This window comes from Mesorhizobium sp. WSM4830 (genome assembly GCF_055811495.1).
The window spans coordinates 152744-178924 of the sequence record NZ_JBVVQI010000002.1 but is presented as its reverse complement, the minus strand read 5'-3'; the positions used below and the strand labels follow the sequence as shown (position 1 = coordinate 178924).

20 protein-coding genes are annotated in these 26181 nt (G+C 64.5%); 14 read left to right on the top strand and 6 right to left on the bottom strand.

Translation table 11 applies throughout. From position 1 onward, the window contains the following. Window positions 1-34: 34 nt before the first annotated feature. The gene (hemJ, locus tag AC0L2Y_RS03665; protein WP_473553902.1) at window positions 35-532 is read left to right on the top strand and encodes a protoporphyrinogen oxidase HemJ; all 498 of its coding nucleotides are present in this window, start codon (window positions 35-37) and stop codon (window positions 530-532) included. Window positions 533-698: 166 nt separating this feature from the next. Then, window positions 699-1964, top strand: a complete 1266-nt coding sequence (gene rho, locus AC0L2Y_RS03660; RefSeq protein WP_023675925.1) for a transcription termination factor Rho — start codon at window positions 699-701, stop codon at window positions 1962-1964. Between the two features lie 173 nt (window positions 1965-2137). Here the strand turns inward: rho and AC0L2Y_RS03655 are convergent, their stop codons facing one another. Further along, window positions 2138-4153 (bottom strand): thioredoxin domain-containing protein, encoded by a 2016-nt coding sequence (locus tag AC0L2Y_RS03655; RefSeq protein ID WP_473553900.1) that lies wholly within the window; start codon window positions 4151-4153, stop codon window positions 2138-2140. A 60-nt stretch (window positions 4154-4213) separates the two neighbouring features. On the opposite strand from AC0L2Y_RS03655, the gene mnmE reads away from it, so the two are divergent. The 5 genes from mnmE to AC0L2Y_RS03630 all read left to right on the top strand — a co-directional run bounded on the left by mnmE (window position 4214) and on the right by AC0L2Y_RS03630 (window position 10149). Next, window positions 4214-5542: a tRNA uridine-5-carboxymethylaminomethyl(34) synthesis GTPase MnmE gene (gene mnmE / locus AC0L2Y_RS03650; RefSeq protein ID WP_473553898.1), complete on the top strand. Its 1329-nt coding sequence runs from the start codon at window positions 4214-4216 to the stop codon at window positions 5540-5542. Between the two features lie 329 nt (window positions 5543-5871). Then, entirely contained in the window at window positions 5872-7755 is a 1884-nt protein-coding gene (gene mnmG / locus AC0L2Y_RS03645) for a tRNA uridine-5-carboxymethylaminomethyl(34) synthesis enzyme MnmG (RefSeq protein WP_473553896.1), read from the top strand. Continuing rightward, window positions 7752-8393: a 16S rRNA (guanine(527)-N(7))-methyltransferase RsmG gene (rsmG, locus tag AC0L2Y_RS03640; protein WP_473553894.1), complete on the top strand. Its 642-nt coding sequence runs from the start codon at window positions 7752-7754 to the stop codon at window positions 8391-8393. The genes mnmG and rsmG overlap by 4 nt, the downstream gene beginning before the upstream one ends. A 33-nt stretch (window positions 8394-8426) precedes the next feature. Further along, window positions 8427-9227, top strand: coding sequence for a ParA family protein (locus AC0L2Y_RS03635; protein WP_084642633.1), 801 nt, complete (start codon window positions 8427-8429; stop codon window positions 9225-9227). A 40-nt stretch (window positions 9228-9267) separates the two neighbouring features. After that, complete coding sequence (locus AC0L2Y_RS03630; protein ID WP_292659678.1) at window positions 9268-10149, top strand: ParB/RepB/Spo0J family partition protein; 882 nt, start codon at window positions 9268-9270, stop codon at window positions 10147-10149. A 241-nt stretch (window positions 10150-10390) separates the two neighbouring features. Here AC0L2Y_RS03630 and holA read toward each other — a convergent pair whose 3' ends face one another. Next, complete coding sequence (gene holA, locus AC0L2Y_RS03625; RefSeq protein ID WP_352566900.1) at window positions 10391-11437, bottom strand: DNA polymerase III subunit delta; 1047 nt, start codon at window positions 11435-11437, stop codon at window positions 10391-10393. A 522-nt stretch (window positions 11438-11959) separates the two neighbouring features. Here holA and AC0L2Y_RS03620 point away from each other — a divergent pair. The 4 genes from AC0L2Y_RS03620 (at window position 11960) to lpdA (ending at window position 17260) form a co-directional block, all read left to right on the top strand. Next, window positions 11960-13192, top strand: coding sequence for a thiamine pyrophosphate-dependent enzyme (locus AC0L2Y_RS03620; protein WP_473553891.1), 1233 nt, complete (start codon window positions 11960-11962; stop codon window positions 13190-13192). Between the two features lie 2 nt (window positions 13193-13194). After that, a complete protein-coding gene (locus AC0L2Y_RS03615) occupies window positions 13195-14208 on the top strand; it encodes an alpha-ketoacid dehydrogenase subunit beta (RefSeq protein ID WP_292665092.1) in 1014 nt (337 codons plus the stop codon). A 10-nt stretch (window positions 14209-14218) separates the two neighbouring features. Continuing rightward, complete coding sequence (locus tag AC0L2Y_RS03610; RefSeq protein WP_473553889.1) at window positions 14219-15610, top strand: dihydrolipoamide acetyltransferase family protein; 1392 nt, start codon at window positions 14219-14221, stop codon at window positions 15608-15610. A gap of 255 nt (window positions 15611-15865) precedes the next feature. Next, window positions 15866-17260, top strand: coding sequence for a dihydrolipoyl dehydrogenase (gene lpdA / locus AC0L2Y_RS03605; protein ID WP_473553887.1), 1395 nt, complete (start codon window positions 15866-15868; stop codon window positions 17258-17260). Between the two features lie 162 nt (window positions 17261-17422). On the opposite strand, the gene AC0L2Y_RS03600 is transcribed toward lpdA, so the two are convergent. Continuing rightward, entirely contained in the window at window positions 17423-18526 is a 1104-nt protein-coding gene (locus AC0L2Y_RS03600) for a saccharopine dehydrogenase family protein (RefSeq protein WP_473553885.1), read from the bottom strand. A 124-nt stretch (window positions 18527-18650) separates the two neighbouring features. Here AC0L2Y_RS03600 and AC0L2Y_RS03595 point away from each other — a divergent pair, with 124 nt between their 5' ends. The 3 genes from AC0L2Y_RS03595 to AC0L2Y_RS03585 all read left to right on the top strand — a co-directional run bounded on the left by AC0L2Y_RS03595 (window position 18651) and on the right by AC0L2Y_RS03585 (window position 20896). Continuing rightward, window positions 18651-19079, top strand: a complete 429-nt coding sequence (locus AC0L2Y_RS03595) for an Lrp/AsnC family transcriptional regulator (RefSeq protein WP_352993562.1) — start codon at window positions 18651-18653, stop codon at window positions 19077-19079. Window positions 19080-19272: 193 nt separating this feature from the next. Beyond that, window positions 19273-19638, top strand: coding sequence for a RidA family protein (locus AC0L2Y_RS03590; protein ID WP_473553883.1), 366 nt, complete (start codon window positions 19273-19275; stop codon window positions 19636-19638). Between the two features lie 22 nt (window positions 19639-19660). Next, window positions 19661-20896: an amidohydrolase/deacetylase family metallohydrolase gene (locus tag AC0L2Y_RS03585; RefSeq protein WP_473553882.1), complete on the top strand. Its 1236-nt coding sequence runs from the start codon at window positions 19661-19663 to the stop codon at window positions 20894-20896. Window positions 20897-21067: 171 nt separating this feature from the next. Here AC0L2Y_RS03585 and AC0L2Y_RS03580 read toward each other — a convergent pair whose 3' ends face one another. The 3 genes from AC0L2Y_RS03580 to AC0L2Y_RS03570 form a co-directional block, all read right to left on the bottom strand. Further along, window positions 21068-22849 (bottom strand): NAD(P)-binding domain-containing protein, encoded by a 1782-nt coding sequence (locus tag AC0L2Y_RS03580; RefSeq protein ID WP_473553880.1) that lies wholly within the window; start codon window positions 22847-22849, stop codon window positions 21068-21070. A 141-nt stretch (window positions 22850-22990) separates the two neighbouring features. Then, window positions 22991-25024, bottom strand: a complete 2034-nt coding sequence (locus tag AC0L2Y_RS03575; protein WP_473553878.1) for an aldo/keto reductase — start codon at window positions 25022-25024, stop codon at window positions 22991-22993. Between the two features lie 56 nt (window positions 25025-25080). Then, window positions 25081-26178 (bottom strand): ABC transporter ATP-binding protein, encoded by a 1098-nt coding sequence (locus tag AC0L2Y_RS03570; RefSeq protein WP_473553876.1) that lies wholly within the window; start codon window positions 26176-26178, stop codon window positions 25081-25083. Window positions 26179-26181 lie beyond the last annotated feature (3 nt).

Here is a 26181-nt window from a genome sequence, read left to right as displayed (position 1 = left end):
CAATGCGAACAGCACCAAAAGCGGTCGAGGGGCGATGCGCCGCGCGGCAATTGCGATCGCCGTCTTCCTGGTGCTGGCCGGGCTGCTGTTTCTCTTCGGGCCCGATGATTTCTATCCCTGGGCGAAGGCGATCCATGTGATTGCCGTCATCTCCTGGATGGCGGGCATGCTCTATCTGCCGCGCTTGCTGGTCTATCATGCCGATGCCGAAAAAGGCTCCGTCCAGTCGGAGACTTTCAAGGTGATGGAGCGCCGCCTGCTGCGCGGCATCATCAATCCGGCAATGGTGATCACCTGGGCATTCGGCCTGTGGCTTGCCTGGAAAGGCTTTGGTTTTCAAGGCGGCTGGCTGCATGCCAAGATCGCCGCGGTGGTTGGCCTGTCGGCCGTGCATGGCTATCTCGCCGGCGCCGTCCGGAAATTTGCCGAAGACCGCAATGAAAAATCGGCAAGGCACTGGCGGATCGTCAATGAGATCCCTACATTGCTGATGATCGTCATCGTCGTCCTGGTTATCGTGAAACCGTTCTGACGTCTTCGGTTGCCCGCAAAAGGCGGCTTGCTCTTTCAACCGACCGACGATAAAAGACGGGTCTTCCTTCCCGTCATGCGCCGCCCATTTATCGCTTCGGCCGCGCCCGGCATTTGTCGCATCCCGCCGATATTTTTCCCAAAGCTTACTCAGAGTCCGTCTAATGATGCAAGAAATGAAACTCACAGAGTTCAAGAACAAGAAACCACCAGAGCTGATCGCTTATGCGGAATCGCTCGAGGTCGAGAACGCCAGCGTCATGCGCAAGCAGGAGCTGATGTTCGCGATCCTGAAGAGACTGGCGACCCAGGATATCGAGATCATCGGCGACGGCGTCGTCGAAGTGCTGCAGGACGGTTTTGGTTTCCTGCGCTCCGCCAATGCCAACTATTTGCCAGGCCCCGACGACATCTATATTTCACCGTCGCAGATCCGACGGTTCTCGCTGAAGACCGGCGATACGGTCGAAGGGCCGATCCGCAGCCCGAAAGAGGGCGAGCGCTATTTTGCGCTGCTCAAGGTCAACACGATCAATTTCGACGACCCGGAAAAAATCCGCCACAAGATCCATTTCGACAATCTGACGCCGCTTTATCCGACCTCACGGCTGAAGATGGAAATGGAGGTTCCGACCTCCAAGGACATTTCGGCACGCGTCATCGACCTGGTGGCGCCGCTCGGCAAGGGCCAGCGCGCGCTTATCGTGGCGCAGCCGCGCACTGGCAAGACGGTGCTGCTGCAGAACATCGCCCATTCGATCACCACCAACCATCCGGAATGCTACCTGATCGTGCTTCTGATCGACGAGCGGCCGGAGGAAGTCACCGACATGCAGCGCTCGGTGAAGGGCGAGGTCGTCTCCTCGACCTTCGACGAGCCGGCGGTGCGCCACGTCCAGGTTGCCGAAATGGTCATCGAGAAGGCCAAGCGCCTGGTCGAGCACGGCCGCGACGTCGTCATCCTGCTGGATTCGATCACCCGCCTCGGCCGCGCCTACAACACCGTCGTGCCGTCGTCCGGCAAGGTGCTGACCGGTGGTGTCGACGCCAACGCGCTGCAGCGGCCGAAGCGCTTCTTCGGTGCTGCCCGCAATATCGAGGAAGGCGGCTCGCTGACCATCATCGCCACGGCGCTGATCGACACCGGCAGCCGCATGGACGAGGTCATCTTCGAAGAGTTCAAGGGCACCGGCAATTCGGAAATCGTGCTCGACCGCAAGGTGGCGGACAAGCGCATCTATCCGGCCATGGACATCCTCAAATCCGGCACCCGCAAGGAGGACCTTCTGGTTCCGCGCCAGGACCTGCAGAAGATCTTCGTGCTGCGCCGCATCCTGGCGCCTATGGGAACGACCGACGCCATCGAGTTCCTCATCGACAAGCTCAAGCAGACCAAGACGAACGCGGATTTCTTCGATTCGATGAATACGTAAGGTTGCGGGCCTTCTCCCCCTTGTGGAGAAGGTGGCCGAGCGAAGCTCGGTCGGATGAGGGGTGCTCCAGCTTGGCAACGACGGCACTCCGTCCAACACCCCTCATCCGTCTCGGCGCTACGCGCCAATCCACCTTCTCCCACAAGGGGAGAAGAGAAAGGGCGCCAGGTCCATCACCGCCGCAATAACCCTTCCAGCTCTTCAGCTTCCGTCACCACCGGCAGGCAGACCTGCCCGGTGCACAGCCAGGCGCCGGGCTCGGCCGTTGGCGGCAGGACGCCACCCGGCAAGGCCGGCAGATTTGTCGCCGCGCCAACAGGCACGACGATGTCCACCCGACGAGGGTCCGGATTTCGATTCGCAACCGGAACAAGCCTTGGATTCTCCGGTGTATCCACGATCACCAGTTTCAGCGGCTCCAGTGCCAGGGCACAGGCATTGACTATTCCGGCCTGGCCGTAGCCCTGGTGCTCCGCCCGCCCGCCCGCGTGCTCTGCGACCGTCCAGGCTTTCTCCCAGAGATCGAGATTGCCCGAAAGCGACGACAATCGGACCAGGGCTTCGATGATCTGGCCGGTAGCGGAAGGAATGGCTTCGTCGACATCGCCGCGGATGCGGATCGGCACATCCGCGCTGTCGGACGCGGTCAGATAGTAGCCGGTCTTGTCGCTGTCCCGGTGCCAGAGATCGAGTTGCTCAATGAAGTTCCCGGCGCGATCGATATAGTCGGGATTGCCGGTCGCCTCGAACAGTGAGATGGCGGCGTTGGCCATGGCGGCATAGTCGCTCGACAGAGCCGGAAACAGCTTCTTTGCGCCGAGCATCGAATGCGGCAGGCGATTGTCACGTCCGGCGCCCGCAATGACGGCAAAGGCCGCCGCCGCCACTTCGATCCAGTCGGATCGGCCAAGCGACCGTCCGGCCTCGGCAAGGGCTGCGATCATCAAGCCGTTCCAGTCGGTCAGGGCCTTGCCGTCACGCCCCGGCCGAACGCGCTGTGCCCTCGCTGCCAGCAGCCTTTGCTTGAGCGGAACCAGCAGGTCACGATCGACGACGCTTTGCGCCTGTTGAGCATCAGTCTGGCAAATGATCGGCTTGCCTTCCCAGCCATGCGGGCCGGCAAGCGTGAAGTATTTGAAAAACAACGCTGAATCGTCGCCGAGGGCTGCTTCGAGCTCATCCCTGCTCCAGGTGTAGAACAACCCCTCCTCGCCCTCGCTATCGGCATCGAGGCTGGCGGCAAAGGCATCGCCCTCGACCCGCATTTCGCGCAACAGCCAGGCAATCGTCTCTTCGATTCGCAGCCGGAACAATTCCCTGCCGGTTGACGCATAGGCCCAATTGCACAAGCGGATGAGCTGGGCATTGTCGTAGAGCATTTTTTCGAAATGCGGGACCAGCCATTCGGCGTCGGTCGAGTAGCGGCTGAGGCCGCCGCCAATATGGTCGTAGATGCCGCCGGCCAGCAACTTTTTGAGGCTGAGGAGAACGGCGTCGCGGTGGGAAGCGGCGCCGTCGTGCAGCCAGGAGAGCCAGAGGCTCTGCATGAAGGGCGCGTTGGGGAATTTCGGCGCACCACGCAGACCGCCCAAATCGCGGTCGATCATGCGGTCAATGCCGTTGGCGAGGTTCGCCAGCATGCCGCGGTCGAGCACGGCGTTGCCATGGCTGCCCGCCAGCCGCGTCTCGACATGCGTAGTCAAACCGTCGGCACTTTGGTTAACGCTTTCTTTCTTCTCGCGCCAGGCCTTGTCGACCGCGTCCAGCACCTGGACGAAGCCTGGCCGCCCGTAGCGGGCCTCGCGGGGAAAGTAAGTGCCGCCCCAGAACGGCTTGCCGTCCGGGGTCAGGAACATGGTCAGCGGCCAGCCGCCCTGCTCGCCCATCGAGGACAGCGCCGCCATGTAGATCTGGTCGATGTCGGGGCGCTCCTCGCGGTCGACCTTGATATTGACGAAGAGACGGTTCATGACGGCGGCGACGTCGTCGTTCTCGAAGCTCTCATGCGCCATGACGTGGCACCAATGGCACGCGGCGTAGCCGACAGAGAGCAGGATCGGACGCTGCAGCGCCTTTGCTTCGGCCAAAGCGGCGGGCGACCATGGCCGCCAGTGCACCGGATTGCCGCTGTGCTGCTGCAGATAGGGGCTGGCCTCTTCGGCGAGCAGGTTTTGTGCAGGCAATGTCAACGGCGCTACTCGATGGCGGATTGAACAGGCATAGCTAGGGCGCTTCGGCAGAGCGGGCAAATGATTTCAAAAGACTCCATCGTGGCGCTGTCGAGCGGGCGCCTGCCGGCCGGCATTGCAGTGATCCGGATTTCAGGACCGCAGAGTCGATTCGCTATCGAAACGATTGCCGGATCGACGGTGCCGAACCGCGTTGCCACCTATCGCAAGCTCCGGGCGCCCGACGGATCGGTGCTGGACAGCGGCCTGGTCGTCTTCTTTGCCGGTCCCGACAGTTTTACCGGCGAGGACGTTGCAGAGTTCCATGTGCATGGCGGGCGCGCCGTCGTGGCGAAGATGCTGGAAACCATCGCATCCTTCGACAGCGTCAGGCATGCCGAGCCTGGCGAATTCACCCGCCGCGCCTTTCTCAACGGCAAGCTCGATCTGGTCGAGACCGAGGCGCTGGCCGATCTCATCAACGCCGAAACCGAGGCGCAGCGGCGCTTTGCCGTGCACAACGCCGAAGGCGTGCAGAGCGACCTCTATCTGGGCTGGCGCCGACGGCTGATCCACGCCCGCGCGATGATCGAGGCCGAGATCGACTTTGCCGACGAGGATGACGTGCCGGGCTCGGTCGCCGATACGGTCTGGTCGGATGTCCGAGCGATGATCGAGGAAATAGGGCGCCATGTCGCCGGCTTCCGCGCTGCCGAAATCATTCGCGACGGGTTCGAAGTCGTGATCCTCGGCGCCCCTAATGCCGGCAAATCCAGCCTGTTCAATGCCTTGGCGCGGCGCGAAGCGGCCATCGTCACCGACGAGCCCGGCACGACACGCGACCTGCTCGAGGTGGTCCTGGACCTGGAAGGGGTGCGGGTCAGGGTAACCGACACCGCCGGCCTGCGCGAGGCGCCCGGCAAGATCGAGGCGATCGGCATCGAGAAGGCCAGGACCAAGGCGCACAGTGCGGATCTGCTGTTGCTGCTGGAGGACCTGGCGGAGCCAGTCGCGATCGGTGTGCTGCCGGGCGACATGCCGGCGCTGAGGGTCGGAACAAAAATTGACCTGTTGGGCGGCAAGTCACCCTCGCCCGCCTCGCACTATGATTTCGCTATCTCGACGCTGGACGGCACCGGCCTGGCCGAACTGCTGGCGGAGATCGGCCATCGCGCCGCGGCGCAGATCGGCCAGGCCGGCGATATCCTGCCGTCGCGGCTGCGCCACGTCGAGCTGCTCAACGAGACGAAACGCTTCCTGGTTGCAGCTGTCACGGGGGGCGCGCGCGGGCAGGAACTGCGGGCCGAGGAACTGCGCCTCGCGGCGGATCGGCTCGGACGAATCGTCGGGGCGGTCGATGTCGAGGACTTGCTCGATGTGATCTTTTCGCAGTTCTGCATTGGGAAATGACTCACGTGAAACATTTGGGAAGCAGCACACCGGCGGTGATTCACGTGAAACACGGCGCAGGAGCAGGGGTGGGTACTGTTTCACGTGAAACGATTCCGCTCGTGCGTCTCCCCTTCTGTGGGAGAAGGTGGCCGAGCGAGGCTCGGTTGGATGAGGGGCGCTCCAGCTTGGCACTCACGGCACTCCGTCCAACACCCCTCAACCGTCTTGGCGCTGCGCGCCAATCCACCTTCTCCCACAAGGGGAGAAGGAGAAGACAGCGACCTCTGTCCTTGACAGCGCGTGTCTCCGGGGACATGTGTCGGTCCACTTGAATTCGGGATTCTGAAATGACCAATCACTATGATGTGGTTGTAGTGGGCGGCGGTCATGCTGGGTGCGAGGCAGCCAGTGCCGCTGCGCGGGCTGGCGCCAGGACGGCGTTGGTGACGCTGCGCTTCGACACGATCGGCGTGATGTCCTGCAATCCGGCGATCGGCGGCCTCGGCAAGGGCCATCTGGTTCGCGAGATCGACGCCATGGACGGGCTGATGGGACGCGTCGCCGATGCGGCCGGCATCCAGTTCCGCCTGCTCAACCGCCGCAAAGGGCCGGCGGTGCGTGGTCCCCGCACGCAAGCGGACAGAAAGCTCTATCGGCTCGCCATGCAGGCGGCAATCCGCCAACAGGCCGGCCTCGATGTCATCGAAGGCGAGGTGCTGGACTTCGAAATCGATGCCGGGGAAATCGGACCCATCGCGGCGGTGCTGCTGGCGGACGGTCGCAGGCTCGCCTGCGGCGTCGTGGTGCTGACGACCGGCACTTTCTTGCGCGGGCTGATCCATATTGGCGAGAAGAAGATCGTCGCCGGCCGCATGAACGAACAGGCGAGCATCGGCCTGTCGGCGACGATGAGCCGCGCCGGCTTCAAACTTGGGCGGCTGAAGACCGGCACGCCGCCGCGGCTGGATGGCAGGACAATCGATTGGGCGTCACTGGAGAGCCAGGCGGCGGACGAAGATCCCGTGCCGTTCTCGCTGCTCACCGAGCGCATCGAAAACCCGCAGATCCATTGCGGCATCACCCGCACGACTAATGCCACGCATGAGCTGATTCGCGCCAATCTCGGCCGCTCGGCCATGTATTCGGGGTCAATCGAAGGCGTCGGGCCGCGCTACTGCCCGTCGATCGAAGACAAGATCGTCAAGTTCGGCGACCGCGAAGGCCACCAGATCTTTCTGGAGCCGGAAGGGCTGGACGACGACACGGTATACCCGAACGGCATCTCGACCTCGCTGCCGGAAGACGTGCAGCTCGACATGCTGATGACCATTCCGGGGCTGGAGCGGGCAACCATGCTGCAGCCGGGCTATGCCATCGAGTATGACCATGTCGACCCGCGCGAGCTCAAGCCAACGCTGGAGACCAGGCGGATCGCCGGGCTTTTCCTCGCCGGCCAGATCAACGGCACAACGGGCTACGAGGAAGCCGGCGCGCAAGGGCTGCTTGCCGGCTTGAATGCAGCGCGCAAGGCGTCGGCGAGCGACGAAATCGTGCTGAGCCGCACCGAAGCCTATATCGGCGTGATGGTCGACGATCTGACCAGCCGCGGCATCGCCGAACCGTACCGCATGTTCACCTCGCGGGCCGAGTTCCGGCTGTCGCTGCGAGCCGACAACGCCGATGAGCGGCTGACGCCGCTGGCGATAAGGCTGGGGATCGCCTCGCCGGAGCGGATGCAGCGGTTCAACAATGTCGTGCAAGGCCTTGAGAAGGCGCGACAGCTCGCCCTCGGCACCACCATGACACCCAATGAGGCGGCGCGCCATGGGCTCGAGATCAACCGGGACGGCGTCCGTCGCTCGGCCTATGAGTTGCTGGCCTATCCCGGCGTCGACATCGCCTGGCTGGCGCGCATCGAGCCGGCTTTCGCGGCGATCGACAGCAAAACGGCCGAACGTCTTGAAACGGAAGCCAAATATTCTGTCTATCTCGACCGCCAGCAGGCCGATGTTTCGCAGATCAGGCATGAGGAGAGCCGGCTTATTCCGGAGTCGCTCGACTTTGCTTCTGTTCCCGGCCTGTCGAACGAGTTGAAGCAGAAGATGCTGGCACGCCAGCCGCGCTCCATTGCCGATGCGCAACGCATGGAAGGCATGACGCCGGCGGCGCTGGCGATTATTGTCGCGCATGTGCGCAATGCCGAGGCGGCCGCGCGAAAGCAGGTCGCGTGAGCGCTGCGTCCTGGGCGAGCCTGCAAGCGGCAGCGGGCCCGGTTTCACGTGAAACATTCGATCGTCTGGTCGAGTTCGAGGCCGTCTTCCAGAAATGGAACCGCCGGATCAATCTCGCCGCGCAATCGACGCAGGACGATGTCTGGCGCCGCCACATCCTCGACAGCGCGCAGCTGGCGCGAATCAGGCCAGAGGCGAAGCGCTGGGTCGATCTCGGCTCCGGCGGCGGGTTTCCCGGCCTCGTGCTGGCCTTTTTGCTTGCCGAGCGGGAAGGCGCCGGTATCGACCTGGTTGAAAGCAACCGGAAGAAAGCATCGTTCCTGCAGGCGGTCGTCGGACAGTTCAATCTGCCCGCCAAGGTCATCGCGCGCCGCATCGATGACAGCTATCCTCTTGTTCCTGCACCGCAAATCGTCACAGCCAGAGCACTCGCCTCGCTGTCCGACTTGCTCGACCTGGCGGCACCGTGGCTGACCAAGGGCGCGAGCGGCCTGTTTCACAAAGGCCGGGATTACCGCGCCGAAGTGGCAGAAAGCGCTCAACGATGGTCTTTCGATCTGGTAGAACATGCCAGTGCAACCGACGCGCAGGGCGTCATTCTCGAACTATCCGACTTGCGACAGCACCCTGGCTTGTGACCGGCGACCCCAATGAATTTCTGGCATAGACCCATGATGAAGAACGGCCCCCGAATCATCACCGTCGCCAACCAGAAGGGCGGCGTCGGCAAGACGACAACGGCAATCAATCTGGCCACCGCGCTGGCGGCCATAGGCGAACAGGTGCTGATCGTCGACCTCGACCCGCAGGGTAATGCCAGCACCGGGCTCGGCATCGACCGGCGCGACCGCACCGTCTCGTCCTATGATGTGCTGACCGGCGAACTCGATCTCGAAGCGGCGGCGATCCCGACGGCGGTGCCAGGCCTGTCGATCGTACCGTCGACGCTCGACTTGCTCGGTATCGAGATGGAAATCGCCTCGGCGCCGGATCGGGTTCTGCGGCTGCGCAACGCGCTGCGGGCCTCGGCCGAGCGCTCGGCCAATTTCGGCTATGTGCTGATCGATTGCCCGCCCTCGCTCAATCTGCTGACACTGAATTCGATGGCCGCGGCCGATTCGGTGTTGGTGCCGCTGCAGTGCGAGTTTTTCGCGCTGGAGGGTCTGAGCCAGCTTTTGGAGACGGTCGAGCAGGTGCGCCGCTCCATCAATCCCGACCTGACGATCCAGGGCATCGTGCTGACCATGTTCGACGGGCGCAACAATCTCGCCAACCAGGTGGTGCAGGATGTCCGGGCCCATATGGGCGACAAGGTCTATGAAACCGTCATCCCGCGCAATGTCCGCGTTTCCGAGGCGCCGTCCTATGGCAAGCCGGCGATCCTCTACGACCTCAAATGCTCGGGCAGCCAGGCCTATCTGCAGCTTGCATCGGAAGTCATCCGCCGCGAGCGCAAATTGCGTGCCGCCTGAACAATAAGCCGATTCGATACCGAAACGATCTGGACGGACGATGAACGAAGACCCTTCGAGAAAAAGACTGGGACGGGGACTGGCAGCGCTGATCGGCGAAATCGATCGCCCGGCGGCACCGGAAAAGCCCGGGCTGGCGGCCGACGGCAAGGTGCCGATCGAGTTCCTCAGTCCCAACCCGAAGAACCCGCGCCGGCATTTTGGCGATGCCGACCTGACTGACCTCGCCCAGTCGATCCGTGAGCATGGCGTGGTGCAGCCGGTGGTGGCGCGGCCATCGAAAACGCAGTCGGGTCGCTACGAGATCATCGCTGGCGAGCGTCGCTGGCGCGCGGCGCAACGCGCCGGGCTGACCGAAATCCCGATCATCGTACGCGACGTCAATGATCGCACGGCGCTAGAGCTGGCGATCATCGAAAACGTCCAGCGCACCGACCTCAACCCGGTCGAGGAAGCATTGGGCTACCAGCAGCTGATCGACGACCACGGCTATACGCAGGCCGATCTCGGCCAGGTGATCGGCAAGAGCCGCAGCCATGTCGCCAATACGCTGAGACTGCTCAAGCTGCCTGACGTCATTCGCGACATGCTGGTCGACGGCGCGCTCTCGGCCGGCCACGCCCGTACCCTGGTGACGGCCGACGACCCGGCTGGGCTTGCCAAGCGGATCATCGACGAGGGGCTTTCGGTGCGCCAGGCCGAAGCTTTGGCGCAGATGCCGGTCGGCGCGCCGGCGGCAAAGCGCCAGCCCGCAGCACCGCCGCAAAAGGATGCCGACACGCTGGCGCTGGAAAAATTGATGACCAATACGATCGGCATGATCGTTACGATCGAGCACAACCAGCGCGGCGGCGTGATCAGCGTCGCCTATCGGACGCTGGAGCAGCTGGATGAATTGTGCCGAAGGCTGAAGCGGGAGTAGTGGGTTGCTAAGACGTCGAGGCCTTTAGCCGGCAAACAAAGTGTGGCTGCCGCCGCGCCGGTGATTGGCGAAATCGTCGAAGTAGTTAATCTCCCCTTGCGGGGGAGATGGCCGGCAGGCCAGAAGGGGTCGTCTCACATCAAGCGCCCACGTCATCTGTCGTCGCGGAAGGGGCTGGTGTTCCACGCGCTGCGACCCCCTCTGTCGCCTTCGGCGACATCTCCCCCCTCAAGGGGGGAGATCAGGTGCGCTGCGCCAGCCTTGCACTCTCCACGGCAATGCCGAGCAGCGCCTGGCGTGCCAGCGCGACCGACAGATCCGGCCGCCGGCGTGTCTGCAGCACCGCCGTCTGCAGGCGGTTGAGGGCGCGGCCGAGCGCTTCGCTGCTCCACCGTTCGAGCGCTTTCTCCACCAGCTTGCGCCGCGAGAAAAAAACCGGCGGGCGCGCCGCGGCAACGACCGAAGCGGCATTGCGGCCGCCGGCGTCCATCTGGCCACGCATCGCCTGAATCGCCTGCAACTGCCGCATCGCCGACGACAGCACCAGGAAGGGCTGGCCGCCAGACTGGCAATGGCGGGTGAAAGCGGTGTCGAAGTCGGCGATCCTGCCTTCGAGCAGGGCGTCGACCGCCGCGTCGAAGGAGAGGCCGGAGACATCGCCAGACGTCGCCTTGACGTCGTCGAGGCCGATTTCGGGCTGGCCATGCGCATAAAGGACAAGCTTTTCGATCTCGCCGCGCGAGGCCAGCCGGTCGCCGCCGAGATTGCGGCGCAGCGCCTGGCGGGCCTCCAGTGTCATCGACATGCCGGCCTTGCGCAATTCGTCGTCGATGACCGTATCGATATCCCTGGCTTCATCGGCATAGCAAGGCAATGCCATGGCATTGTCCGCCGCCTCCACCACGGCGCGCAGGCCGACGCCCTTCTTCAGGTCGCCGGCCTCGATGAGTATGATGGCGTCCCGCGCGGGCTCGGCGGTCAGCGCCTTGACGTCGTCGGCAAGCGCCTTCTGGGCGCCGGCATTGCGCACCCAAAGCAGGCGCCGCTCGGAAAACATCGGCACGGTGCGGGCCTCGTCGAGCAGGCGGCCCTCGTCGCGATCGACCTCCGAACCGTCCAGCCTGACCACTGAGAACGGATCGTCAAGCGGCAGGCCGGTCTTGCCGGCAAAGGCCTTTGCCCGCTCGGCAACCAGCCCGCGATCGGGACCGTAAAGCAGCACGATCGAGACGCGCGGATCCGGCTTCGCGAGCCATGCATCGACCTCGTATGCTTTCTTCTGTGCCATGGGCGCTGATTAGCATGACGCAGGCGCTGGGTGAACGAGGATAGCGTATTGTTTCAGGGCACAGTGACAGGCGCGGAGAGGCCGGCCTTTCAAGACTTGGGTTCCTCGCCCACCGCGAAGCGGGGGAGAGGTGGCCGCGAAGCGGCCGGAGAGGGGGCCTTTTCGTAGAGCGCGGTTCCCCCTCTCCGTCTCGGCTTCGCCGAGCCACCTCTCCCCCACTTTCGTGGGGGCGATGAACCCAAGCTGAAATGATGCCGCGAGCCTTCGGCAGGACAGAGGGGGATAAGATGAAACTCGACAGAGGACTCTTGCCGCAGGAATTCACTCCTCTTGCACCAGATCAGCCGAACCATTCCCCAAATTGCGCGCCGGCGCGGAAGATCGACAAGAAATTTCGCTGACATATCTCCATCTTGTCTGCCGCGGGCAGTAGCCAGCGGCAGACAAGCCTCGCCCGACGAATTGGCACTGGTCTGGCGGTGTGCAAATATCTTGGCCGGGCAACAGTGGAGGACCGAGATCATGGCCGATGCCGGAATGCTGCGCTTCCATGTTCCGGAACCGGAAGTGCGGCCGGGCGGGACGCCGGATTTCTCCAATGTGAGCATTCCAAAAGCTGGCTCGGTGCCCCGCCCGAAGATCGACGTCGACCCGCGCGACATCCGCGATCTGGCCTTCTCGATCATCCGCGTGCTCAACCGCGCCGGCGAGGCGGTCGGGCCGTGGGCAGGGCTGCTTTCGGACGAGGAGTTGCTGGAGGGGCTGCGCCACATGGTGACGCTGCGCAGCTTCGATGCACGCATGCAGATGGCGCAGCGCCAGGGCAAGACCTCTTTCTACATGCAGCATCTCGGCGAAGAGGCGGTGAGCTGCGCCTTCCGCAAGGCGCTGTCGCGGGGCGACATGAACTTTCCGACTTATCGGCAAGCTGGCCTGCTCATCGCCGACGGCTACCCGATGGTCACGATGATGAACCAGATCTATTCGAACGAGGCGGATCCGCTGAAAGGGCGGCAATTGCCGATCATGTATTCGTCGAAGGAGCACGGCTTCTTCTCGATCTCCGGCAATCTGGCGACGCAGTACATCCAGGCGGTCGGCTGGGCGATGGCCTCGGCGATAAGCAACGATTCAAAGATCGCCGCCGCCTGGATCGGCGACGGCTCGACCGCCGAATCCGATTTCCATTCGGCGCTGGTCTTCGCCTCGACCTACAAGGCGCCGGTCGTGCTCAACGTCGTCAACAACCAGTGGGCGATTTCGACCTTCCAAGGCATCGCCCGCGGCGGCTCCGGCACTTTTGCCGCCCGCGGCCTCGGTTTCGGCATCCCGTCGCTGCGCGTCGACGGCAACGACTATCTCGCCGTCCATGCGGTGGCCAAATGGGCGGCGGAACGGGCGGGCAGCAATCTCGGGCCGACGCTGGTCGAATACGTCACCTACCGCGTCGGCGCCCATTCGAGCTCCGACGATCCGTCGGCTTACCGGCCGAAGGCCGAGTCCGATGCCTGGCCGCTCGGCGACCCGATCGTCAGGCTGAAGAACCATCTCATCCAGCGCGGCGTCTGGTCGGACGAACGCCACGCCCAGGCCGAGGCGGAAATCCTCGACACGGTGATTTCGGCGCAGCGGGAGGCCGAGCGTCACGGCACGCTGCATGCCGGCGGCAAGCCCTCGGCGCGCGACATGTTCGAGGGCGTCTATGCCGAGATGCCGCCGCATCTCAGGCGCCAGCGCCAACAGGCAGGGGTCTGACCATGCCGCGGCGGACCATGATCGAGGCGATCCGCGACGCTATGGACGTGTCGATGGCGCGCGACGAGCGCGTCATCGTGTTTGGCGAGGATGTCGGCTTCTTCGGCGGCGTCTTCCGCTGCACCCAGGGCCTGCAGGCGAAATACGGCAAGAGCCGCTGCTTCGATGCGCCGATCAGCGAATCCGGCATTGTCGGCGCGGCCATCGGCATGGCCGCCTACGGGCTGAAGCCTTGCGTCGAGGTGCAGTTTGCCGACTATGTTTATCCGGCCTATGACCAGATCGTCTCGGAAGCGGCGCGGCTGCGCTACCGGTCGAACGGTGATTTCACCTGCCCGATCGTCGTGAGAATGCCGACCGGCGGCGGTATCTTCGGCGGCCAGACCCACAGCCAGAGCCCGGAGGCGCTGTTCACCCACGTCTCCGGCCTGAAGGTTGTGGTTCCGTCCAATCCGCACGACGCCAAGGGCCTGCTGATCGCGGCGATCGAGGATCCCGACCCGGTGATCTTCCTGGAGCCGAAGCGGCTCTACAATGGCCCCTTCGACGGTCATCACGAGCGGCCGGTAACGCCATGGTCGAAACATGAGCTCGGCGAAGTCGCCGATGGCCATTACACGGTGCCGCTCGGCAAGGCGGTGATCCGGCGGCCTGGTGCGGCAGTCACCGTGCTTGCCTACGGCACGATGGTCTATGTCGCCCAGGCGGCAGCCGAGGAGACCGGCATCGATGCCGAGATCATCGATCTGAGGACGCTGCTGCCGCTCGATCTCGAGACGATCGTCGCCTCGGTCAACAAGACCGGGCGCTGCGTCATCGTGCATGAGGCGACGCTGACATCCGGGTTCGGCGCCGAACTGTCGGCGCTGGTTCAGGAGAACTGCTTCTACCATCTGGAAGCGCCGGTGGCGCGGGTCACCGGCTGGGACACGCCCTATCCGCATGCGCAGGAGTGGGACTATTTTCCCGGTCCTGCCCGGCTAGGCCGCGCGCTCGTCGAAACGATGGAAGCCTGAAGGGGGAACGATGGGCGAATATGTCATCAAGCTGCCCGATGTCGGCGAAGGCGTCGCCGAGGCCGAGCTCGTCGAATGGCAGGTCAAGGTCGGCGATCTGGTGCGCGAGGATGCCGTGCTTGCCGCTGTCATGACCGACAAGGCGACGGTCGAGATTCCTTCACCCGTCGATGGCGAGATCCTTTGGCTGGGTGCCGAGATCGGCGACACGGTGGCGATCGGCTCGCCGATCGTCAGGCTGAAGGTGGCGGGCGAAGGTAACGTGAAGGATGCGGCGGCGCAGGCCGCTGAGGCCGGCGCCAAGAGTACCCCCACCCCGAACCCCTCCCCACAAGGGGGAGGGGGACGTGCCTCGGCTCCCAAGGTCGAAGCCAATCCCACCGCACCATCACCCAGAAAAGTTTCAACGCATGAGGGTGGAAGCACGGCGTCGGAATCCCCCTCCCTCCTGTGGGGAGGGGTTAGAGGTGGGGGTACTGCCGCCGTTGGGGGTGCTGCGCCGACCTTCGGCGCGCCGCGCCCCGAGGGCGACAAGCCGCTGGCCTCGCCGGCCGTCCGCCTCAGGGCGAAAGAGGCCGGCGTCGACCTTCGGCAGGTCCCGGGAACCGGCCCGGCCGGCCGCATCCGGCACGAGGACATCGACGCCTTCCTCGCGCGCGGGCCACAGCTTGCGAAGGCCCCTGGCCTCGCCCGCAACGAGGCTATCGAGGACATCAAGATAGTCGGGCTCAGGCGAAAGATCGCCGAGAAGATGACGCTGGCCAAGTCGCGCATCCCGCATATCACCTATGTCGAGGAGATCGACGTCACCGCGCTCGAGGATCTGCGCGCCGCGCTCAACAAGGAGAAGCGGTCGGGCGCGGACCGGCCGAAGCTGACGCTGCTGCCGTTCCTGATGCGGGCAATGGTCAAGGCAATTGCCGACCAGCCCAATGTCAACGCGCTGTTCGACGACGAAGCCGGCATCGTCCACCAGCATGGCGGCATCCATATCGGCATCGCCGCGCAGACGCCTTCGGGGCTGATGGTGCCGGTGGTAAGACACGCCGAGGCGCGCGATATCTGGGACTGCGCCGCCGAGGTTGTCAGGCTGGCCGAGGCGGCAAAATCCGGCACGGCGACGCGCGACGAGCTCTCGGGATCGACCATCACCATCACCTCGCTCGGCGCCATGGGCGGCGTGGCGACGACGCCGGTGATCAATCATCCGGAAGTGGCGATCGTCGGCGTCAACAAGATGATGGTGCGGCCGGTATGGGACGGCAACCAGTTCATCCCGCGCAAGATGATGAACCTGTCCTCCAGCTTCGACCACCGCGTCGTTGACGGCTGGGACGCGGCGGTGTTCATCCAGCGGATCAAGGCGCTGCTGGAGACGCCGGCGCTGATTTTTGTGGATTGAGGAGATGCGGTTGATCGCGAAGCACGAGGAGAGTCGTCGGAAGATGCCGGCGTTGGGATGCGGCCTTCCCCTTCTCCCCTTGTGGGAGAAGGTGGATCGGCGCGATAGCGCCGAGACGGATGAGGGGTGTTCCAGGGAACGCCAACGTCTCACTCCGCTGGAACACCCCTCATCCGTCGCCTTCGGCGACACCTTCTCCCACAAGGGGAGAAGGGGGAGCCGCGCTGCGGCCATCGCCCAAAGGATGCAGCTGACATGAAGGAAATCTCCTGCAAGCTGCTGGTCATCGGTGCCGGTCCGGGCGGCTATGTCTGCGCCATCCGCGCCGGGCAGCTTGGCATCGACACGGTGATCGTCGAGGCCGGCAAGCCCGGCGGCACGTGCCTCAATGTCGGCTGCATCCCGTCCAAGGCGCTGATCCATGCGGCCGAAGAGTTCGAGAAGCTCTCGCACATGGCCGGCGGCAAAAGCGCGCTCGGCATTGCGATCGCCGCACCATCGCTTGATCTCGCAGCGACCATTGCCTGGAAGGACGGCATCGTTAGCCGGCTGAACAACGGTGTTGCCGGCCTGCTGAAGAAGGCGGGCGTGAAGACAGTGCATGGCTGGGCGACATTTCGCGACGGCAAGACCGTTGCCGTCGAGACCGAGATCGGCATGCAGGTGATCCGCGCCGAAACAGTGGTGATCGCAACCGGCTCGGCGCCGGTCGAGCTGCCATCGCTGCCGTTCGGCGGGCCGGTGATCTCGTCGACAGAAGCACTGGCACTGAGCGAAGTGCCGAAAAGGCTGGCGGTGGTCGGCGGCGGCTATATCGGGCTGGAACTCGGCATCGCCTTTGCCAAGCTGGGCGCCAAGGTGACCGTGGTCGAGGCGTTGCCGCGCGTGCTGGCGCAATATGATGCGGAACTGACCCGGCCGGTGGTGAAGCGGCTGGCCGAACTCGGCATCGAGGTGCTCGTGAACGCCAAGGCCAAGGGGCTGTCCACCAAGCGCGACGCGCTGCTGGTCGAGACGAATGGCGGCAAGAACGGCAAGATCGCTGCCGACAAGGTCCTGGTCACGGTCGGTCGCAAGCCGGTGACCGAAGGCTGGGGGTTGGAGCAGATCGACCTCGACATGGCCGGACCCTTCATCCGCATCGACGACCAGTGCCGCAGCTCGATGCGCGGTATCTTTGCCATTGGCGACGTCACCGGCGAGCCGATGCTGGCGCACCGGGCGATGGCGCAGGGTGAAATGGTCGCCGAGATCGTCGCCGGCCACAAGCGCAGCTGGGACAGACGAGCGATCCCGGCTGTCTGTTTCACCGATCCGGAGCTGGTCACCGCGGGCCTGTCGCCGGAGGAGGCCAAGGCCCGTGGCGAAATCAAGGTCGGACTGTTTCCCTTCACCGCCAATGGCCGGGCGATGACGAAGTTGGGCGAGGACGGATTCGTCCGGGTCGTTGCCCGCGCCGACAACCATCTGGTGCTCGGCATCCAGGCCGTCGGCCAGGGCGTGTCGGAACTGTCGACGGCCTTTGGGCTGGCGCTGGAGATGGGCGCAACGTTGGAGGATATCGCGGGAACGATCCATGCCCATCCGACACAGGGCGAGGGTTTTCAGGAAGCGGCGCTGAAGGCGCTGGGGCATGCGCTGCATGTCTGAGGGCAGGTGATCTCCCCCCTTGAGGGGGAGATGGCCGGCAGGCCAGAGGGGGTCGGTTCGACTGGATGCGACGTCCCTTGCGACAGATGAGGTGCTCTACGCGAGGCGACCCCCTCTGTCGCCTTCGGCGACATCTCCCTCTCAAGGGGGGGATTACGCAGCTCACCCCGCAAGCCGGCTAACCATCTCGTGCTGCGCATAGGCGCGGCCGAAGCGGTTGGCCAGAAACACGTCGAGCGCGATGTCCTCCTGCTTGATGAAACCTCTTGCCGGCAAGGTGCCGTCGGCGAGCATGTCGAGCACGGCGCAGATGGCGGACGCTGTGGTGACCTGGATGGCGCTGCGCACCGTTTCGCCGTCGCGCCTGGCGTAGATCTTGTTGGCGTAGGTCTCCTGCAGCAGGCGGCCGTTCTTGCGGCCGCTGACGGTGACGAAGACGATAACCACGTCCTGCAGCGTTGCCGGCAGGGCGCTTTCAAAAATATCCTTCAGCACGTCGCGGCGGTGGCGCAGGCCGAGGTCGTTGAGCAGCGCCTTCATGATCGCGGCGTGGCCGGGGTAGCGGATGGTGCGGTAGTTCAGCGTGCGCACTCTACCCTTCAGCGTTTCGGCCAGCGTGCCCAGCCCGCCCGACGTGTTGAACGCCTCATAGGTGACGCCGTCGAGCGAGAACTCCTCGCGCTCCTCGAGCGGCGGCACCTCGATCAGCTCGCCTTCGACAATCGCCTCGCAAGGCTCGCAATATTCGTTGATGACGCCGTCGGTGCTCCAGGTCAGATTGTAGTTCAGCGCGTTCGACGGGTATTGCGGCAGCGCGCCGACCCGCATGCGCACGCTTTCCAGCGTGTCGAAGCGGCTGGCGAGATCGTTGGCGACGATTGAGATGAAACCCGGCGCCAGGCCGCATTGCGGGATGAAGGCGCTGCTGCCGGAGCGCGCCAGTTCCTTGACCCGCCTGGTGCTGACGACGTCCTCGGTCAGGTCGAGATAGTGGACGCCGGCGCTGGCCGCCGCCTCGGCGATGCGCGTCGTCAGATGGAAGGGCGCGGCGCTGAGCACGGCGAACTTGCCGGCCAAGGCCGCTTCGAGGGTGCCGGCGGCTTCGATGTCGAGTTCCAGCGTCTGGACCGTTTCAGGCAGTTCGGCCGCGCCAAGCTGCGCCGCCGCGCGGTCGACGAGCGTGACACGGTAGTCGCCCGTGAAAGCCAGCATCTCGGCAATGGTCGAGCCGATCTTGCCGGCGCCGACGACAATGATTTCCTTCATGACCGGTCCCTCGCACCAACGTTAAATTTGATTGCTAGAATCGCAGCTTGCCTGTCGAAAGGAAGCGTGGGATTGTACGAAACGCAGCCTCTCGTAGGGCAATGTGCCGGTAAGGTTCGTCGAAATGCTCAGCGATGCCGACCAGGCTCTGCTTTCCCTGCTGCGCACCAATGCGCGCGCCTCGACGGCCGAACTGGCGCGGCGGCTCGGCGTGTCGCGAACGACGGTGCAGAGCCGGATCGAGCGGCTGGAACAGCGCGGCATCATCGCCGGCTACGGCGTCAGGCTGTCGCCGGATTACGAACAGGGGCTGGTCAGGGCGCATGTCCTGCTCACCGTCACCCCCAAGCTCGCCGACAAGGTGGTGCGCAGCCTGCAGGCGCTGCCACCGGTTCGCACGCTGCACTCGGTCAGCGGCAATTTCGACATGATCGTCATCGTCGAGGCGCCGTCGATAAGGGATCTCGACACGCTTCTCGACCAGATCGGCGCCATGGACGGGGTCGAGCGCACGTCGTCGTCGATCATCCTGTCGACGCGGATCGACCGCTGAGCCGGCTGGTGTCGCGGGTCCGGACGCTGGCAGGGCAGAAGGGGGCGCGAAGGATCACCAAGGGCGGTGATCGTTCTGGCGTTACCGCAGCAAAGCGATATAGGCTTTCAAAACGTGGATCGATGGCGTGCAGCCGCCCCCTATCTCTCGCAGCATCGCGCGTTCACCCAAAGAACCTAGACAGGAGGCCTTCTTGCCCAAGCAGTGTTTTGGAAAATCCCATGTGCCGTTGTCTCCGGCTGTCAGGGCCGGCGATTTCGTCTATGTCTCAGGCCAGGTGCCGGTCGGCGGCGACGGGCTGGTGGTCAAGGGCGGCATCGCCGAACAGACCGAACAGGTGCTGTCGAACGTCAAGGCGGCACTGGCGCTGGCCGGCTGTACCCTCGACGACGTGGTCAAGACGACGGTCTGGCTGGAAGACGCCCGCGATTTCGGCATTTTCAACACCGTCTATGCCAGGCATTTCCCGAAAGACCCGCCGGCGCGCACGACAGTGGAGTCGCGGCTGATGATCGACATCAAGATCGAGGTCGAAGCCGTCGCCTACAGGCCGGCCTGACGGAAAAGCGGAGACAGGCGCGATGCAATTCGATCTGCTGATAAAAGGCGGCCGCCTCATCGATCCGGCGTCCGGCCTCGACGCGCAACGCGATCTGGCGATCGCCGACGGCCGTATCGCCGCGATCGACGCCGAAATCCCCTTCGAACGTGCCGCCCGCGTCATCGACGCCACGGGCTCCATCGTCGCGCCGGGCCTGATCGACCTGCACAGCCATGTCTATTGGGGCGGCACCTCGCTCGGCGTCGATGCGGACCGGCTCGCCGCAAAGAGCGGTACCACCACCTTCATCGATGCCGGAAGTGCCGGCGCCGGCAATTTCCTCGGCTTTCGCCGCCACGTCATCGAGCGCTCGAAGGTCCGCATCCTGGCCTATGTGAACATTTCCTTTGCCGGCATTTTCGGCTTCTCGCAAACCGTGGCGGTCGGCGAGTGCAGCGACCTCCGGCTCTGCGAACCGCGCGAAACGGTGGCGGCGGCACGCGAGCACGCCGACGTGGTTGTCGGCGTCAAGGTCCGCTCCGGTCGCCACGCCGGCGGCAGCAGCGGCATCGCGCCGGTCGATCTCGCGCTCGAAGCCGCCGACAAAGCAGGCCTGCCGCTGATGGCGCATATAGACGAGCCGCCGCCCGGCCGCTCGGAAGTGCTGCCGCGGCTGCGCAAGGGCGACATCCTCACCCACTGCTTCCGGCCGTTTCCCAACGCGCCGGTCTTCGCCTCGGGGGTGGTGCGGCCGGACATGCGGCTGGCGCGCGAGCGCGGCGTCATCTTCGACATCGGCCACGGCATGGGCTCTTTCGATTTCGAAGTGGCCAAAGCGATGCTGAGCGAGGGGCTGGCGCCGGACGTGATCAGCAGCGATGTGCATCTCTACTGCGTCGACGGGCCCGCCTTCGACATCCTGGTCTGCATGTCGAAGCTGCTGGCGCTCGGCATGCCGCTGGTCGAGGTGCTGCGTGCCGCGACACAGCGGCCGGCCGAAGCGATCGCCAGGCCCGATCTCGGCAGGCTTGCGGTTGGTGCGGTTGGCGACATCGCGGTGCTGCGGCTGCGTCCGGGGCGCTTCACCTTTGTCGATTCGGTCGGCGCCTCGCTGATCGCCGAGCAAAGGCTGGTCTCGGACGGCATCGTGGTCGGCGGCAGTTGGTGGCCGAACGAGGCGGTGGACGATCTCGGCGAAACCGAGCGCTTCGAAGCGCATGCGCACGCCACGCATGTCGATGTTGTGGCCAGGCATTTCGGGCATCGGCACGATTGAGGTCAATGTGGCTCCCCCTTCTCCCCTTGTGGGAGAAGGTGTCGCCGAAGGCGACGGATGAGGGGTGTTCCAGCTTGGCACCGACGGCACTCCGGCCAGCACCCCTCATCCGTCTTGGCGCTGCGCGCCAATCCACCTTCTCCCACAAGGGGAGAAGGGAAGAAGGCGCCGCTACCGCCCTGGCGCTCCATAGACCGGCGTCGGAATGCCTTCCATCCTCGCCTTGATCTGCAGAGCCACGAATTTCGAATAGAAGCGCGACAGCGCCAGATTGCCGCCGTGGAACCACAGCGCCTGCTGCGCCGTCGGCTTCCACATGTTGCGCAATTCGCCTTGCCATGGCCCGGGATCGCCTTTCACGCCCGAGCCAATCCCCCAGCACGGCCCGACCTTGTCGGCGACTTCGCGCGAGACGATCGCCGCCACCGTTTCGTTCATCGAGAGATAGCCGGTGCAGGCGATGATTGCGTCGGCCGCCAGTTCGGTGCCGTCGTCGAAGAGGATGCCTGTCGGCGTCAGCGACTTGATCCCGACGCCGCTGCGGATGCCGATCTCGCCGTCGATGATCAGGTCGCAGGCGCCGACGTCGATGTAAAAGCCGGAGCCGGTGCGGTAGGCCTTCATCAGGAGCCCGGTCTCGTCGTCGCCGAAATCGATGGCGAAGCCGGCGCTGCGCAAGCGATCGTAGAAGGCCGCGTCGCGCGCCTTGATGATGTCGTAAAGCGCCCGCTGGCCCTGTGGCAGCAGCGCGAACGGCGTCGAGGCGACGATCATGTCGGCCTTCTCCGTGGTAATGCCGCGGGCCAGCGCCTTTTCCGAAAAGATCTCGAAACCGATCTCCATCAGCGTGTCCGACTTGACCACCGTCGTCGGCGAGCGCTGAACCATGGTCACCTCGGCGCCGCTCTCCCAGAGATCGACGCTGACGTCATGGCCGGAACTTGCCGCGCCGATGACGGCGACCTTTTTGCCGCGGAATTTGTCGCCGCTGGAATACTGGCTGGAATGCAGGATCTCGCCGTTGAAGACCTCGGCACCCGGCAGGTCGATCGGCCTGGGCGGGCCATAGGCGCCGGTCGCGAAGACGATGTGCTTCGGCTTCAGCGTGATGCGCTCGCCGGCGCGGTCGAGCTCGACCGTCCAGACCTTTTCGGTCTCCTCATACGACGCGCTGACGCATGTCGTGGAGGTCCAGTAGTTGAGCTCCATGACGCGCGTATACATCTCCAGCCAGTCGCCCATCTTGTCCTTGGGCGTGAACACCGGCCAGTTCTCGGGAAACGGGATATAGGGCAGGTGGTCGTACCAGACCGGGTCGTGCAGCACGAGCGAGCGGTAGCGATTGCGCCAGGAATCGCCGGCCTGGGCGTTCTTCTCGATGACGATGGCCGGCACGCCCAATTGCCTGAGCCGTGCCCCCAGCATGATGCCGCCCTGGCCGCCGCCGATGACCAGGCAATAGGGCTGCCGGCTAACGCCGAGGTCACGCGCCTCGCGGCGCCTCGCCTCCAGCCAGGTCTCGCGCTCCGGATCGGCCTTGTGGCGGACGCCCAGCGGCCGCGCCGGGCCCTTGCGCTCTTCATAGCTCTTCAGATCGCGCATCGCCGTAAACAGCGTCCGGCATTTGCCGTCCTTGAGGCGCATGATGCCTTGGCCCCACGCCGATGACGTCTCGAAAGAAAACCAGGCTTCGATGGTGCCTTCGTCCGAAGTCGCTTCGCCGCTGAGCTGCCACTGGGCAGGCTTTATCGTTGCCAGCGTCGCCGCCAGCATGTCGCGGATCGCTGCCGCCCCCTCCATCGTCTTGATGTTCCAGGTGAAGGTCAAAAGATCGCGCCAGTAGCAGTCCTCGACGAACAGGCTGGTTGCGGCCTCGACATCGCCCGCTTCGAGCGCCCGGGCAAAGGAACCGAGCCAAGTGGCAGCCTGTTTCGATGGTGCGATGTCGAGCATCTGTCTTCCCTAACTTCCAGAGACGGTGGCGCTGCCCTCATTCTTAGCCTTTCCCGGTTCTTTGTGGGAGAGGGTGAGGGCAGCGCAAACAGTCCGCAAGCCTAGGGGCGCAGCGTAAGGCTGAAGCGACTGCCGCTGCGATCAGGCCCGCGCGCGGGCCTGATCCGGACCGCTATCCAGCCATGCAAGATCGTCCGGCGAAAGTGAAATGTCGAGCGCCTGGAGGCTGTCTTCCAGTTCATCGAGCGTGCGCGGTCCGATCAGCGGGACGGACGGGAAGGGCTGGGCCAGGACATAGGCGAGCGCGACGTGGATCGGGCTCTTGCCCAGCCGCTTGGCGAGCTCGATGGCACGGTCGCGACGGCCGAAATTTCTCTCCGAATACCAGACCCGGACCAGCTCCTCATTGTCGCGCCGGTCGCGGCCGGCGCGGTCGGTGAAGAAGCCGCGGCCCTGGCTCGACCAGGCGAAGTTCGGCATCTGCCGGGCGGTGAGCCAGGTCTTCCACGCGTCGCTGGAGGAGGTGACGCAGCCTGCCCAGATCGGCTCCAGCATCTCGGCCAACGAGAAATTGTTGGAAAGCGCGCCGGGCTTCTGCTTGCCGGTGCGCTCGGCATAGGCAATCGCCTCGTCCATGCGTTCCATCGTCCAGTTCGAGCCGCCGAACGGACCGCGAATGCGGCCGGCCTTGACCTCGCGGTCCATCGCATCGACGAACTCGTCGACCGGCACGTCCGGATTGTCGCGGTGCATGAAATAGACGTCGATATGGTCGGTCTGCAGCCGCTCGAGCGACTGGGTGAGCTGCTTGCCAATGACGTCGGGATAGCAGAGCGGCGAGTGCGCACCCTTGCCGATGACCACCGACTGCTCGCGCACGCCGCGGTTTTTCAGCCATTGGCCGAGCAGCGTCTCGGTATAGCCGGAACCGTAGACGAAGGCGGTGTCGAACAGATTGCCGCCGGCCTCGAAATAGGCATCGAGCAGGATGGCGCCGGACGAAAAGGTGCGGAAATCCTCGAAGCCGAGCGCCAGGCACGAGGCGGGCCGCGGCAGGCCCGGAATGCTGCGCTTGGGGATGGCGGACCCGCCGGCGCGCAGCTTCCGCCCGGAGATCGTGTTGACGCGCTTTGCCGGTTTCTCGATGTCATATTCGAGCCCGATTGCGGCTCGCCATTTATCGAGCACGCGCAGATTGCCGAGACTGTCGGCCCAGCCCATGCCGGGCCAGGCGAACTCCTGCTTCCCGCCGAGAATGGCCTCGCCGGCGGCGTCGACCTCGAATGCGTAAAGCCAGCCGTCCTCCTTGACCTCGACTACCTCGGTGTCACCCGGACGGATGATGCGGATTTCGCCGGTACCGCCTTGCTTGCCGCCGGCAAACCAGAAATCCGCCACCTCGATGCGGCCCTTGCTGCCGAGAACGCGCAAGACATTGTCCTGCGCGAGCGAGATGCTGCAGGAGACTTCCGCGACGATGCCGCCCGGAAAATGCAACAGCGCCGACGCCCATTCGTCGACGCCGGATTGGCCGAGATGCGCAGCGCCGACCACTTTGTCCGGCTCGGCGAAGGGCTTTCCCGCCGCGGCGCCGGCAATCAGCCGCGCCATCGAGACGGGATAGCCGCCGACATCGAGAATGCCGCCGCCGGCGAGATCCTTGGCGTAAAGCCGGTGCTCCGGCATGAAGCCCGGCATGGCGAAGCCGAAACTGGATTTGATCATCTTGATGTCGCCGATCGCGCCGGCCCTGACCAACTCGACCAGCTTGGCCGTCTGCGGATGCAGCCGGTACATGAAGGCTTCGCCGAGAAAGGTGCCGGCCTTGCGCGCGGCATGGATCATGGCGTCGGCTTCGAAGGCGGTCAGGCCAAGCGGCTTTTCGCAAAGCACATGCTTTCCGGCCTCGGCTGCCTTGATCGCCCATTCGGCATGGCTCGGATGCGGCGTCGAAATATAGATCGCATCGACGTCCGGATCGCCAAGCAAAGCCTCGTAGCCGTCGAGGATGCGGGCGCCGGGGAAAGCCTCGGTGAGCCCTGCCTTGCCGGGATTGCGCGCCCCTAAGGCGACCAAAGTGCCGGTGCGCGAATGGGCGACGCCGCCGGCAAAGGCCTTGGCGATGTTGCCGGGCCCGAGAATGCCCCAGCGAACTTTTTCTGGTTTGGACGTCATGTCAAATCTCCGTGGGGTGGCCGCGAGCAATCGCGATCGGACATAAGAAAGATGGGTTAGCGAATGCGTGCGCCGGCGGCGTCGAAGAGAAGCGAGCGGTCGGCCTTGATCGACACCACCAGGTCGTCGCCATTGGCGCGATGCCGCGAGGCCTCGCGCTCGATGATCAGTTCCTCGCGCCCGCCCCCGGTTCCGGAATTGGCATAGACATAGCTCACCGATCCCAAGTGCTCGGCGACGTCGGCCTTGAGGGTAAGGTCGCAATCGCCCTGGCCGGCGTCGAAGAAATGCTCCGGCCGCACGCCAAGCACGACATCGCCGCCTATCGCAGGCGGCGCATCCGAAAGCGGCTTCCGCAGTCGCGCGCCGCGATGATTGACGAGTTCGACGACCGCAGCGCCATTGTCGGCGCCGACCATTTTCGCCGCCAGGAAATTCATCTTCGGCGAACCGACGAAGCCGGCAACGAAGCGGTTGGCGGGGTCGTCGTAGAGATCGAGCGGCGCGCCGATCTGTTCGATATTGCCGGCGTTGAGCACGACGATCCTGTCGGCCAGCGTCATCGCCTCGGTCTGGTCGTGCGTCACATAGACCATGGTAACGCCAAGCTCCTTATGAAGGCGCGATATCTCGACGCGCATCTGCACCCTGAGCTCGGCGTCGAGATTGCTGAGCGGTTCGTCGAACAGGAACACTTGCGGCTCGCGCACGATGGCACGGCCGATGGCGACGCGCTGGCGCTGGCCGCCCGACAATTGCCGCGGCCGCCGCTTCATCAGCTCGGCGATGCGCAGGATTTCGGAGGCCCGCTTCACCCGCCGCTCGGTATCTGCCTTGGGGTTGCCGGTCATTCTCAGGCCGAAGCTCAGATTTTGCTCGACCGTCATGTGCGGATAGAGCGCGTAGGACTGGAACACCATGGCGATGCCGCGATCGGCCGCCTCGACGTCGTTCACCACTTTGCCGCCAATGGCGATCTCGCCGTCGCTGATGTCCTCGAGCCCGGCGATCATCCGGAGCAGCGTGGACTTGCCGCAGCCGGAAGGGCCGACGAAGACGACGAATTCGCCGTCATCAATATCGATATTGGCACCGTGGACGATCTCGAAGACGCCGAAGCGCTTGATGACGTTTTTGAGTGTGACTGCCGCCATGCT